Below are 13,632 nucleotides of genomic sequence, written 5' to 3'. Positions count from 1 at the left end.
GATGACATATATCGATACACTAGGTCAACAGGCCAAGGTGGCAGGTCGTCAGATTGCTAAATTATCAACAGCAGCTAAAAACGACCTTTTAAATCAGGTAGCTAAAGCTCTAGTAGCTGAGAGTGCCTATATTATCACTGAAAATGCTAAGGATATGGCCAATGCCAAGGAAAATGGTATTTCAGAGATTATGCAAGACCGCTTGCTCTTAACGGAAGACCGTATCGCAGGGATTGCTGAGGGTGTCCGTCAGGTGGCAGATCTTCAGGACCCAATCGGTCAAGTAGTTCGTGGCTATACGAATCTAGATGGTCTCAAAATCGTTCAAAAGCGTGTTCCTATGGGTGTTATCGCTATGATTTTTGAGAGCCGTCCCAATGTCTCAATCGATGCCTTTAGCCTTGCCTTTAAAACCAATAATGCTATCATTCTTCGTGGAGGACGTGATGCCATCAATTCCAACAAGGCCTTGGTTACGGTAGCTCGTAAGGCTTTGGAAAATGCGGGTATCACAGCAGATGCCGTTCAGCTGGTTGAAGATACCTCTCATGAGGTAGCAGAAGAACTTATGGCGGCGACTAAGTATGTAGACTTGCTCATCCCTCGTGGCGGAGCCCGTCTCATTCAAACGGTTAAAGAAAAAGCCAAGGTTCCTGTCATCGAAACGGGTGTTGGCAACTGTCATATTTATGTGGATAAATATGCTGACTTAGATATGGCGACACAGATTGTTATCAATGCCAAAACACAGCGACCAAGCGTTTGTAATGCTGCAGAATCTCTCGTCGTTCATGCTGATATTGCAGAAGAGTTCTTGCCTAACTTGGAAAAAGCTATTTCAAAAATTCAGTCTGTTGAGTTCCGTACGGATGAAAGGGCTTTGAAACTTATGGAAAAAGCTGTACCCGCTTCACCTGAAGATTTTGCGACAGAGTTTCTTGATTATATCATGTCAGTTAAAGTGGTAGACAGCCTTGACGAGGCTATTGGTTGGATTAATACTTACACGACATCGCATTCAGAGGCTATCGTGACTCAGGATATCAGTCGTGCTGAGCAATTCCAAGACGACGTAGACGCTGCAGCTGTCTATGTCAATGCCTCAACCCGCTTCACAGACGGCTTCGTCTTTGGATTGGGGGCTGAAATCGGAATCTCAACCCAAAAAATGCACGCCCGTGGCCCAATGGGACTTGAGGCCCTAACCTCAACTAAGTTCTATATCAACGGCCGAGGTCAAGTTAGAGAATAAACAAAAAGCTCCTCATGGGGCTTTTTTGTCTGTTTGCTAGACCAAGGGTCTTCTGATATACTGGGGGTATCAAAAATGAGGAGCTTTTGTGATGTTTAGAGCTTATAAAAAGTATTGGATGGGCTATGTCGATTTCACGGGACGTTCAAGTCGCTCAGATTATTGGTTGGCAGTTCTAGCAAATACTATCGTAACTATCATTTTATTTAGCATACTTATAGTTGTAATTGTTTTTGATAGTCCCGATAGTCCTTACCATATTATTCTCAACATACTGTATCTGCTTGTAATGACCTATTTTCCTGCTAGCTTTATCCCATCTATTGCTATTCAGGTCCGTCGCTTGCGTGATGCGGGCTATCATTGGGCCTTGATTTTTTTACGTTTTGCCTTTGTTATAGGCGATATCGTTCTGTTGGTTTTGTTTTGTCAACCAACAAAAGTAGAATTTCCTTTCAACAATTTTAATAATCTTCAGCAATGATAGTTACTTAACAGCCTCCTTAGGCTGTTTTTTAGTTGATTTGCCAGAAGACCAGTCTTTTGGTATAGTATAAGTATCAAAAAATGAGGAGATTTTATTATGATCGAAGCTTATAAGAAGTTTTGGAAGGGCTACGTAGATTTTGAGGGACGTTCAACACGTTCAGATTACTGGTTTGCATATTTGGCAAATATGTTAACAGTTATTGCTTTTTATGTGTTGCTGGCAATCTTTGGAGGCATTGCAGGTGCTACAGAATCAAGCTTTTTAGCTGTTATTTCATTCATCATCCTATTTATCTTTTTTGCCTTTGGTGTTGCTGCCATCTTACCTGGTATTGCTGTAACAGTTCGCCGTTTACGTGATGCTGGCTACAATTGGCCGTATATTTTTGTTACATTTATTCCATTTGTAGGTCCTATTATCTTCATTGTTTTACTATGTAAACCAACTAAAGTTGAGTATCCATTTAACAACTTCAATAATCCACAGCAATAATAATGACTTAACAGCCTAGCTAGGCTGTTTTTTAGTTGATTTGTCAAGCTTCTCTTCTCTTGTTATACTGGGAGTAACATAAAAAAGGGGGATTTTATTATGATTGAAGCCTACAAAAAATTTTGGAAGGGCTATGTTGATTTTAAGGGCCGTTCAACACCCTCGGATTACTGGCTTGCATATTCGGCACATGTATTGATTTTCTTTGCTTCTTATTTGCTCCTAGCAGTGTTTCAAAGAATGGCGGTAGATGAAATATCCTTACTTACTAATGAAGTGATTTTCCTACTTATCTTTTTTGCCTATGGTGTTGCTGCGGTTTTACCTGGTATTGCTCTAACGGTTCGTCGTTTACGTGATGCTGGCTATAATTGGCCGTATATTATTATTCCTTTAATTCCATTTGTCGGTATTTTTATCCTTATTTTTCTACTATGTCAACCAACAGAAGTAGAAGTGCCATTGAACAACGTCGATAACCCACAGCAATAATGACAATCAACCAACTCTTTGAGTTGGTTTTTCTGATGTCAAAAAAGTTTTATGTTAATGTTGAACATTTTAATATTTCTGATATAATCTTATCTGAGACTAATCAATACTAAAATATAATTTAAGAAATGTGAACACACTATGAAACTACTTTGTCATTTAAAAGAAAAACGTTACCTTATTTTGGCATTTACCCTACCGGCTATTCTTTTGGCATTGGCTATTGTCTTTTTGCAACCTGCGCAGAATCATGCTAAGGTCCAAGTTAAGGTGGGGACTAAGCAATCATCATCAAGCAAACCCAAAGCTTCATCCAAGTCATCGAGCTCAAGTTCGTCATCATCTTCTTCAACTTCAAGTGAGTCTTCAAGCGAATCGTCGTCATCAAGCTCAACGGTAGAAGCAGCTAGTCAGACAGAAGCAAGCTCAACTCCTGCGGTAGCATCGGCTCCAACGCCTTCTTCAGCACAAGAGACTTATCAAGCTCCTCAGTATAACTATGTGCCACCAACAACTTATACCGAGTCACATAGTGAGGCTCCAAGTTACACAGCTCCTGCCTACAGTGCAGATGTCAGCTCTGGGACAGCAGAGTAAGAGTCAAAGAGAAGGAAAGTTAGACTAAAAATGAAAAGTAAAGTTTTAGTGTTAGTGACGGCTTTGTCTAGTTTAGTCCTGTTAGCAGCTTGTTCAAACCAGCAAAATGGGTTGACTTCGACGACTTCATCTTCATCAGTAGAGCAGTCACAATCAAGTAGTAGTGAAAGCTCTAGCATAAGTACAAGTTCAAGCTCTAGTCAAGAGAAAAAGGTAGATACCTCTGCCTATGATAGCATCATTAGTAAGTACCAAACGGCTGTGGCCAACAACCAAACGGATGCCTCAATTAATTCTCTTATTGTGACCTATGCTAATTCTCAAACAAGTCCTGCCTCAACGGTCTATACTTATCGTGATTTGGATGGTAATGGTGTTGATGAGTTGATTCTTGCTTTTAAGCCGGGGAAACTTTTTAAAGAGCATATGATTACGGATATTTACACTATCTCTAAGGATAGTGGTCAGGTCATTCGTCTGACAGAAGGTCCACAACTGGGCATGCTGGGTGAGCGTATGACATTGGCCTACCTCATGGATAACACCTTTAGCTACTATGGTAGTGCTGGTGCTATGGCTGGTGGAGGTTCTGGCTACCACTTTAGTAGGGATGGCCAGTCTCTTGTAAAAGATGACAGTGATTCGGGTGCTGAGAAAGCGGACCTTTCTAGTTGGGATTGGAAGGACTTGAGTAGTGCTTCAAGTAATAGTAGTTCTAAAACATCGTCGGAAGATAAAACAAGCTCAACCTCACTTAACGCTGATGAATTGAAAAATGGTAACTATAAGTCAGCCGTAGGAACATGGAAGTCTTCAAATGGAAAGACCATCACCATTACTTCGGATGGACAGTTGGATTTCTGGGGCTATACTTATCCTATCGACAAAGTCTCACCGAATCAGTATGTGTCTGGTATATATACCTTAACTTATGTTGATTCTAGTCCAGTTGGGAATACTCCAATTCAGCTTTGTCCTAAGGGAGTTAGTGATGCAAGTGATGCGGGAGATAACAGTAAGGACCGTATTCTAGCGACGAATGGAGTGCCATCTGAGGAAAGCTATTTTTACAGAGTGGATTAATCTTATCAGATGATATAGTAACTAAAGAGTTAGGCCTCGGGTCTGGCTCTTTTACTATTCTGTCAACTTACAGAACGAGACAATTTCTCTATTCTTGTGCTATAATAAAAGTTATGACTAATGAATTTCACCATGTAACCGTTCTTTTACACGAAACTGTTGATATACTTGATATCAAGCCCGATGGTATCTATGTTGATGCGACCTTGGGTGGCGCAGGACATTCGTCTTATCTTTTGTCGCAATTATCTGAAAAGGGCCATTTGTACTGCTTTGATCAGGACCAAAAGGCTATTGATAATGCTCAAGTGCGTCTCAAGGATTATATTGATAAGGGCATGGTGACTTTCATCAAGGATAATTTCCGTAATCTCAAGTCCAACCTTGAAGCCTTAGGGGTGTCTGAAATTGATGGTATTCTCTATGACTTGGGTGTCTCTAGCCCACAGTTGGATGAGCGTGAGCGTGGTTTCTCCTATAAACAGGATGCTAAGCTAGATATGCGCATGAATGAGGAAGCGAGTCTTACCGCTTATGATGTGGTCAATACCTACCCTTACAATGATTTGGTGCGTATTTTCTTCAAGTATGGTGAGGACAAGTTCTCTAAACAAATTGCACGTAAAATTGAACAGGCTCGTCAGGTTAAACCAATTGAGACCACGACGGAACTGGCGGAAATCATTAAATCGGCTAAGCCTGCTAAGGAATTGAAGAAGAAGGGCCATCCAGCCAAGCAAATTTTCCAGGCTATTCGTATCGAAGTGAACGATGAGCTTGGTGCTGCGGATGAGTCTATTCAAGAGGCCTTGGATTTACTTGCTGTAGATGGTCGTATTTCGGTCATTACCTTCCATTCTTTGGAGGATCGATTGACTAAACAGCTTTTCAAGGAAGCCAGTACGGTAGATGTGCCTAAAGGTCTACCTTTTATTCCTGAAGACCTCCAACCTAAGGTAGCCTTAGTTAATCGTAAGCCAATCCTACCTAGTCAGGAAGAATTAGAAGCTAATAACCGCTCGCATTCTGCTAAATTGCGTGTGGCTAAAAAAATCAGGAAATAATTATGGAAAATAAGGAACATCAGATTGTTAATAGAGCCATTAGAAACCATATTCGTTTTATGACGCGTATGGAAAAGGCCTTCTATTCGGCAATTGTTTTGACAGCTATTGTGATGAGTATCGCTGTTGTATTTTTACAAGGGCGTAATCAGGCTATCAAGCAACAAATCACAGACCTTAATAGCAAGATTAGTGATGAAAAAACAGAGCTTAACAATGCTAAGCAGGCGGTTAATGAGTTGACTAACTCTGACCGTATTAAAGAGATTGCTAATAAGGCAGGCCTGTCTATTAATAACGATAGTATTAAGAGTGTGAAATAGCCAATGAACAGATTAAGAAAACTTAAACATTTATTTCTAAACTATGTCGTTAGGGATAGGCGAAAGCCAGCCCAGAACCGACAGCACGTTGGTCAGAACCTTATGGTTCTCAGTATCTTTATCTTTTTTGTCTTTATTATCAACTTTGTCGTGATTATCGGAACAGACAGTAAGTTTGGTGTCGATTTGTCGACCCAGGCTGCTAAGTCTTATAACACTAAGACCACAGTGGCTGCCAAGCGTGGAACGATTTACGATCGAAATGGAAATGTTTTGGCTGAGGATTCAACCAGTTATGCCATTTACGCTATTGTGTCGACCAGCTATGTGTCAGCAACTCAAGAAAAACTCTATGTCCAAGATAGTCAGTTTGACAAGGTTGCCGATATTTTAAAGGATAAGCTAGGAATTGAAAAGAGTGATGCCTTGGCCCAATTACGTACCAAGGGTGCCTATCAGGTTTCCTTTGGACTAAAGGGGAAGGGAATTACCTACTCTGTTAAAGAAGAACTAGAGAAAGCCTTTAAAGATGCGGGAATTAAGGGGATGGCCTTTGAAGCAACAACGTCACGTATGTACCCTAATGGGACCTTCGCGTCAGAGTTTCTTGGTCGTGCCGAAGCTGTTGAAAATAAAAAAGACGGCTCATATTCTTTGATTGGTCAAACTGGTTTGGAGCGCTCGCTCAATAGCCTCTTGACTGGGACAGATGGTGAGGCCATCTATGAGAAGGATAAAAACGGTAACACGCTTCTAGGTACGGAAACCATTACCAAGGAAGCTATTGATGGTAAGAACATCTATACAACCTTGTCAGCACCTCTTCAAACCTTCCTAGAAACGCAGATGGATACCTTTATGGAGCAGACGCAAGGGGTAAATGCTTCAGCGACAGTTGTTAATGCTAAGACAGGTGAGATTCTTGCGACGACACAACGTCCGACCTATAATTCTGATACCCTTGAGGGACAGGCTAAGAAGAACTATGATTGGGTTAACCGTCTTTACGAAGCCCAGTATGAGCCTGGATCGACCATGAAGGTCATGCTCTTGTCAGCTGCTATTAACAATGGAAGCTTCAACCCGAATGCGACCTACAGTAATGCTAATGGTATTAAGGTTGACGACGTTGAAATTAATGACTGGTCAATCAATGAAGGTATCTCAACAGGTCGTACCATGTCATTTGCCCAAGGGTTCTCTTATTCAAGTAACGTTGGTATGACCATGTTGGAACAAGAGATGGGAGATAAAGTTTGGTCTAACTACTTATCTCTTTACAAATTTGGTCTTCCAACCCGTTTTGGGATGGTTGGTGAGTCTTCAGGGGTTGTCTCTCGAAACTCTGTTAATATAGCTCAATCATCCTTCGGACAAGGGATTTCAGTGACTCAGGTCCAAATGCTTCGAGCCTTTACCGCCATTTCAAACAACGGTATAATGTTGGAACCTCAATTTATCAAACAAGTTGCCGATGTTAACCAAGGTACAGCTCGTACAGCTAAGAAGGAAGTTATCGGTAAGCCAGTTTCTAAGCAAGCTGCCTCTGAAACGCGTAACTATATGATTTCCGTTGGTACGGATCCAGAGTTCGGTACCCTTTACAATAAATCTGAAGGGGCACCTATTATCAAGGTTGGTAACTATGATGTAGCGGTTAAGTCTGGTACGGCCCAAGTTGCCGATGAAAAGACTGGAACGTATAAGGTTGGTTCCAATGAAACGCTCAACTCAGTTGTTGCCATGGTGCCTTCAGATGATCCAGAATATATCATGTATGTGACTGTGCTGGAGCCTAAGACTTGGGATAATAATTTTTATGCAACTGTGGTTAACCCGATTTTGGAAGAAGCCATGTCTATGGGAGACACCCTAGATACTTCTGTGTCTGAAGGTAGTGAAAAGACCGAGGAAACGAGCTATCAAACCGGCGATATTATCGGTAAGAGTCCGGGCGAGACAGCTAACACCCTTCGTCAAAACTTGATTCATCCGATTGTTCTGGGTGTTGGTGATAAGATTGAGAAGGTTTCTGTAGATGCCAAAGCCAATATCAAGGCTAATGAACAGATTCTTATCATGACCAATGATTTCACAGAACTTCCAGACATGTATGGTTGGACCAAGAAGAACGTTGAAACCTTTGCCAAATGGAAAGGCATTAAAGTTACTTATAAGGGTGGCAAGTCAGGGACTGTTACCAAACAAAGTGTTGCGGCAGGAAAAGCCCTGTCTAAAACCAAGAAGATTACCATTACTTTAGGAGACTAAGATGACTATGAGTCTGATAGCAGGTGTGGCCGCCTTTGTGTTGACGGTGCTCGCCATGCCTCACTTTATTACTTACTACAAAATCAAGAAAATCGGTGGCCAACAAATGCATGAAGATGTGAAGCAGCATTTGGCTAAGGCTGGAACACCAACTATGGGAGGGACAGTCTTCCTAGTGGTTGCCATCTTGGTTAGCTTGATTTTTAACTTCCACGTCTTTAGCGAGGGCCACCAAGCCTATGGTGCTACAGTAGGGATTCTCTTTGTAATTTTGATTTATGGAATTATCGGCTTCCTTGATGATTTCCTTAAGATTTTTCGTCAAATCAATGAGGGACTTAAACCTTGGCAAAAGATGGCCTTGCAGATTATTGCGGGTTTGCTTTTCTACTTTATTCACGTACTCCCTAGTGGGACAGATAGCCTAGCTATTGGTGGATTAACCATTCATCTCGGTGTCTTTTATGTTCTATTTGTTTTATTCTGGATTGTCGGTTTCTCAAATGCTGTGAACTTGACAGACGGTATTGATGGTTTAGCTTCTATCTCTGTGGTTATCAGCTTGATTGCCTATGGGATTATCGCTTTTGTCAAGGGTGAGTTCGCTATCTTGACTATCATTATCACTATGATTGGGGCACTTCTTGGCTTCTTCGTCTTTAACCACAAGCCAGCCAAGGTCTTTATGGGAGATGTCGGTTCCTTGTCACTTGGAGCTATGCTTGCGGTTATCTCTATTGCCCTACGTGTAGAGTGGACCCTACTCTTGATTGGTGTGGTTTATGTCTTTGAGACAGCTTCTGTCATGCTACAGGTCAGCTATTTCAAATACACTAAGCGTAAGTATGGTGAAGGTCGTCGTATTTTCCGTATGACACCATTCCACCATCACCTCGAGTTGGGTGGTCTTTCAGGTAAGGGTGACAAATGGTCAGAGTGGAAGGTTGATGTTTTCCTTTGGACAGTTGGAGCACTTGCAAGTGCCATTACCCTTTGGATAGTTCTTGGAAACGTTATGAAATAAATGAAGAGAGCAGAAATGCTCTTTTTCTGTTATAATGATAGGGATAGACTAGATAGAAAAGAAGAAGTAAACATGTCATTTAAAGATTTTAATTTTAAAACATTTATTCAGGAGGCTCTTGACGAGATTAAGTTTAAGGAGCCAACACCTGTTCAACAGAAATTGATTCCTGTAGTCCGTTCAGGTCGTGATTTGGTTGGTGAATCAAAGACGGGTTCAGGGAAGACACATACCTTCCTCTTGCCAATTTTTGAGAAACTCAATCCAAAGAGTGGTGATGTTCAGGTTGTTATTACAGCACCATCACGTGAATTGGCGACACAAATTTACCAAGCGACAAAACAAATTGCCAAACACTCTGAGACTGAAATTCGTGTGGTCAACTATGTGGGTGGTACAGACAAGCAACGTCAGATTGAGAAGCTCAAGGTAGCCCAACCCCATATTGTTATCGGAACACCAGGTCGTATTTATGACCTAGTTAAGTCTGGTGACTTGGCTATCCACAAGGCCCATACCTTTGTTGTTGACGAAGCTGATATGACCATGGACATGGGATTCTTGGATACTGTGGATAAGATTGCGGCAAGTCTTCCTAAAGAAGTGCAAATTTTGGTCTTCTCAGCAACCATTCCTCAAAAATTGCAACCATTCTTGAAGAAGTATTTGACCAATCCAGTCATGGAACAAATCAAAACTTCAACAGTTATTGCAGATACCATTGATAACTGGTTGGTATCTACCAAGGGGCGCAACAAGAATGAACAGATTCTTGAGATGCTTAAGGGGATGCAACCATACCTGGCAATGATTTTCGTTAATACCAAGGAACGTGCTGACGATTTGCACAGCTACCTAGTGTCAAATGGTCTTAAGGTTGCCAAAATTCATGGAGGTATTCCACCACGTGAACGTAAGCGTATCATGAATCAAGTCAAGAAGCTTGATTTTGAGTACATTGTAGCGACTGACCTTGCAGCGCGTGGAATTGATATTGAAGGGGTTAGCCATGTTATCAATGATGCCATCCCTCAAGATTTGTCCTTCTTTGTTCACCGTGTAGGGCGTACAGGACGTAATGGTTTGTCAGGAACAGCCATCACCCTCTATCAACCAAGTGACGACTCCGATATTCGTGAGCTTGAAAAGATGGGGATTACCTTTGACCCTAAAGTCTATAAGGACGGCGAGTTTCAAGATACCTATGACCGTGACCGTCGTGCCAACCGTGAAAAAGCCTATCAAAAACTTGATACGGAAATGATCGGTTTGGTTAAGAAGAAAAAGAAAAAAATCAAGCCTGGCTATAAGAAGAAAATTCAGTGGAAGGTTGACGAAAAACGCAAACGTGAGCGTCGTGCGGCTAATCGTGCTAAGGGGCGTGCTGAGCGTAAAGCTAAGAAGCAAAGCTTCTAAGCATTGGCTTCTAGGTGAGAGCAAATTTTAATTTAAAAATTCAAGAGGTTGAAACCAAAGTGTTTCAGCTTTTTTGATTATTATCAAACTTTTTGGAAACTCAAAAGACCTTATTTAGTTTGAAGATATATTTTTCTTTTGAGCCTAAGGTCTCAAAACTTCCCAACGCTTATGACTACAAAGTCTTAGTCGTCATTATCACAGCGACAAGTCTCAGTATATGCTCACTACACTCGCAAAATAATTGGCTGTCTTAAGAACTGAAACTATGACAGATTTTAAATAGTTTTATCACAGCCATTTTTAAGAAGCTTTCCGTTTAAAGTAAAATAATGTGTAAGTTTGAGGTTATTAGTTGAGTCAACTCTCAAAATCAGGTAGTGACATTTATGTCACTACTTTTTTGTTGACTTTCTATCTATAATACAATCATAGCTTTTGAGAAAAGGCTAAAAAATATTTTAAAGGAGGTTGTTTTAATGACAACACAAATCATTAACAATTTTAACTCACTTAATTCCGAAGATCTTTCTACTGTTAAGGGTGGAGCATGTAGTTTTTGGGGAGCTACAGCTGCCGTAGGCGTCGGGGCTGTTGGAGGAGCCATTAAAGGTGGTATTCAAACAGGTACTTGGCAAGGTGCAGCCTTAAAGGGTATTGGTTATGGTATTAAAGATGGGATTACTTATGGCCTTATTTGTCGTTATTAGGCGATTACTGAGTCAATTTTTTGGCCAAATAGTACTTGCGCTACTAATTTATGGGCTTATATTCTTTGCTTGGCAACACTTTAGAGGAGAAATTTTCTCAATTGTGTGCATCTATGTCAGTATATCCCTAGCAGATGACGTCTATCATCTCGCAGAAGAATATGTTAAAAAGAAAGTTAACTAGGAATACGTTCCTGTTTGAAAAATAGCATGTAAAAACTTGGCAGAATGATTGTCAAGTTTTTTTATAGCAAAAGTGCTACAATAGGAGTCATGAAAGACACGATTCGAATTCTTCATATCAATGATTTACACTCTCATTTTGAACAGTATCCACAACTCAAGCGAGCTGTGGATGATTTGAGTCAGACGGATAGAGAGTTGATCAAGGTAGATCTTGGGGACAATGTGGATAAGTCCCATCCCTTATCTGATGCGACAGCCGGGCGTTTTAATGTAGCCCTGATGAATGAGTTGGGGATAGACTATGCGACTATTGGAAATAATGAGGGGATTGGTCTGGCCAAGGAGGAGCTAGACTGTCTTTATGAGCAGGCTAAGTTTCAGCCAATCATAGGAAATCTCAAGGATGAGGGGAGACAACCTGAATGGGCTAAGCCCTATCTTATCCACAAAACTAAAGCAGGTACAAACATTGCTTTCTTAGCCTATACCTTCCCATATTACATCACCTATGCTCCCAATGGTTGGCAGGTGTTAGAGCCTATGGCTAGGTTGGAAGAGGATTTGGCTCGTCCTGAGGTAAAGGATGCAGATATAGTCGTCGTTCTTAGCCACCTAGGTGTACGTTATGATGAGCAGATTGCAGAGACTTATCCACAGGTAAACCTTGTCATCGGGAGCCACACGCATCACCTTTTTGAAGAGGGGAAATTAGTCAATGAAACCTATTTGGCAGCTGCTGACAGATATGGCTATTATCTTGGCTGTATTGACCTTACTGTGGAAAATGGGCGATTGATAGAATGTCAGATTGAGGCTATCCCCACCAAGTCCTACATCTTGGATTTAGACAAGGAGGACGAAACCTTTATCAAGGCTATGCGTGAGGAAGGCCATCGTCGTTTAGCTCAGAAAAAAGTAGCTAATCTAGGTCGAGAACTAGATTTTGATGAGACCTGTCAATTGGTTTTACAGGCTGTTTGTCAGGAGACCGATAGCCAATTAACGCTTTTAAATACTGGACTTATCATGAAAACACTAGGTCCTCAAGTGACCATGGCAGACCTGCAAGAAGCCCTTCCTCACCAGATGCGGATGGCACGTCTAGTCGTGACAGGACAAGAACTCAAAGAAATCTGTCAGGAAGTTTTTACTAAGGCTGAACTCCTTAAAAATCAAGCTATTAAAGGTATGGGATTCAGAGGGAAGACATTTGGTGAAGTAATCACAGGGAATTTTGCTTACAAAAACGGTAATTTGTTGTATAATAGAAGGGTTGTAGATTCCAATGAGAAGTTTAGTTTGGTCCTTGTGGACCAGTACTACTTTGCTTCTTATTTCCCTACAATTAAGGAAAAGGAAGTTACTCTTCTTTTTCCAGATTTGTTAAGGGAACTTGTGGCCAAGTATTTAGGAAAAAATGGTGCCAATTGGGATAAGATATAGAGACATTATTACAGCATCAGGATAGAAAATAAGAGAGAGCAGAAAGGATGGCACATGCGTAAAGAAATCTTGCCAGAAATGTTTAATTATAATAAATATCCAGGGCCAGACTTTGTGTATGTGGCTGATCTTCTGAAATCAGATGCCTGTCAGTTTACAGTTCTTGAAAATCACAAGGATGCTTTAGACGCTACCCGCTTTGGGCAACGTTTTTCTGAAATCATGCTCAAGTATGATTATATCGTTGGGGACTGGTCTAATGATCAGCTTCGTCTTAAGGGATTTTACGAGGACGAGCGCCCTAATACGCGTAAGACAGACCGCATTAGCCGATTGTCAGAGTATTTGCGTGAATACTGTGCCTTTGGTTGCGCCTACTTTATTTTGAAAAATGAAGAGCCGCAATTAATCGTCTTTGAAGAGGAGACGGAGCCTCGTCGCAAGCGCCGTCGTTCTAATAATCGTCGTAATTCTTCTCAGGAATCTAGAGATAGAGAGCGCAATGCTTCTCAAAAGAATAAGGGGCAAAAAGCTTCTGCTAAGCAAAAGCCAGACAAGTCCAAACGAAGAGATAGGGATCAAGAGGGTCCAAGCTTTGAGAAAATCAAGCGTCGCCCTAAGTTCAAATCTAGATCCGAGGACGGTGGTCGTGAGCGTAAGCCTAACTTCAAGAAGAGTCAGAAGCAAGCTCCAAAATCTAAAGGTCAAAACACCTCATCGAAGAAACAAAGTCAGACCAAGTCAGATGGTCAGCATTTTACAATCAGAAAAAAAGGAAATTAAACTATG

14 protein-coding genes are annotated in these 13,632 nt (G+C 41.2%); all 14 read left to right on the top strand.

What is annotated here, in order from left to right; all coding sequences use genetic code 11:
- Position 1 precedes the first annotated feature (1 nt).
- The 14 genes from A6J31_RS07645 (at position 2) to A6J31_RS07575 (ending at position 13,626) form a co-directional block, all read left to right on the top strand.
- Entirely contained in the window at positions 2-1,252 is a 1,251-nt protein-coding gene (locus tag A6J31_RS07645) for a glutamate-5-semialdehyde dehydrogenase (RefSeq protein WP_080610855.1), read from the top strand.
- A gap of 91 nt (positions 1,253-1,343) precedes the next feature.
- Entirely contained in the window at positions 1,344-1,736 is a 393-nt protein-coding gene (locus A6J31_RS07640; RefSeq protein ID WP_022495875.1) for a DUF805 domain-containing protein, read from the top strand.
- A 99-nt stretch (positions 1,737-1,835) separates the two neighbouring features.
- The gene (locus A6J31_RS07635) at positions 1,836-2,234 is read left to right on the top strand and encodes a DUF805 domain-containing protein (RefSeq protein WP_022495876.1); all 399 of its coding nucleotides are present in this window, start codon (positions 1,836-1,838) and stop codon (positions 2,232-2,234) included.
- A 99-nt stretch (positions 2,235-2,333) separates the two neighbouring features.
- On the top strand, positions 2,334-2,726 hold the full coding sequence (locus A6J31_RS07630; RefSeq protein WP_048674880.1) for a DUF805 domain-containing protein: 393 nt from the start codon (positions 2,334-2,336) through the stop codon (positions 2,724-2,726).
- A gap of 141 nt (positions 2,727-2,867) precedes the next feature.
- Positions 2,868-3,323, top strand: a complete 456-nt coding sequence (locus A6J31_RS07625; RefSeq protein WP_070437897.1) for a Wzz/FepE/Etk N-terminal domain-containing protein — start codon at positions 2,868-2,870, stop codon at positions 3,321-3,323.
- Positions 3,324-3,353: 30 nt separating this feature from the next.
- Positions 3,354-4,406, top strand: a complete 1,053-nt coding sequence (locus A6J31_RS07620) for a DUF6287 domain-containing protein (RefSeq protein WP_048674877.1) — start codon at positions 3,354-3,356, stop codon at positions 4,404-4,406.
- A gap of 113 nt (positions 4,407-4,519) precedes the next feature.
- Positions 4,520-5,470 carry a 16S rRNA (cytosine(1402)-N(4))-methyltransferase RsmH gene (gene rsmH, locus A6J31_RS07615; protein ID WP_080610851.1) on the top strand — a complete coding sequence of 317 codons (951 nt, stop codon included), beginning with the start codon at positions 4,520-4,522 and terminating at the stop codon, positions 5,468-5,470.
- Positions 5,471-5,472: 2 nt separating this feature from the next.
- A complete protein-coding gene (gene ftsL / locus A6J31_RS07610) occupies positions 5,473-5,793 on the top strand; it encodes a cell division protein FtsL (RefSeq protein ID WP_002891750.1) in 321 nt (106 codons plus the stop codon).
- A gap of 3 nt (positions 5,794-5,796) precedes the next feature.
- Positions 5,797-8,064, top strand: coding sequence for a penicillin-binding protein PBP2X (gene pbp2X / locus A6J31_RS07605; RefSeq protein WP_080610849.1), 2,268 nt, complete (start codon positions 5,797-5,799; stop codon positions 8,062-8,064).
- A gap of 1 nt (position 8,065) precedes the next feature.
- Complete coding sequence (mraY, locus tag A6J31_RS07600; protein WP_080610847.1) at positions 8,066-9,088, top strand: phospho-N-acetylmuramoyl-pentapeptide-transferase; 1,023 nt, start codon at positions 8,066-8,068, stop codon at positions 9,086-9,088.
- A gap of 72 nt (positions 9,089-9,160) precedes the next feature.
- A complete protein-coding gene (locus A6J31_RS07595; RefSeq protein WP_014634998.1) occupies positions 9,161-10,504 on the top strand; it encodes a DEAD/DEAH box helicase in 1,344 nt (447 codons plus the stop codon).
- Positions 10,505-10,983: 479 nt separating this feature from the next.
- Entirely contained in the window at positions 10,984-11,214 is a 231-nt protein-coding gene (locus A6J31_RS07590) for a Blp family class II bacteriocin (protein WP_002884558.1), read from the top strand.
- Between the two features lie 273 nt (positions 11,215-11,487).
- Positions 11,488-12,843, top strand: coding sequence for a bifunctional metallophosphatase/5'-nucleotidase (locus A6J31_RS07580; protein WP_080610845.1), 1,356 nt, complete (start codon positions 11,488-11,490; stop codon positions 12,841-12,843).
- Positions 12,844-12,897: 54 nt separating this feature from the next.
- On the top strand, positions 12,898-13,626 hold the full coding sequence (locus A6J31_RS07575; protein ID WP_080610843.1) for a YutD family protein: 729 nt from the start codon (positions 12,898-12,900) through the stop codon (positions 13,624-13,626).
- Positions 13,627-13,632 lie beyond the last annotated feature (6 nt).

It is taken from the genome of Streptococcus sp. FDAARGOS_192, from assembly GCF_002073815.2.
Classification (GTDB): domain Bacteria; phylum Bacillota; class Bacilli; order Lactobacillales; family Streptococcaceae; genus Streptococcus; species Streptococcus salivarius_H.
This window is presented reverse-complemented; position numbering and strand designations above follow the sequence as displayed.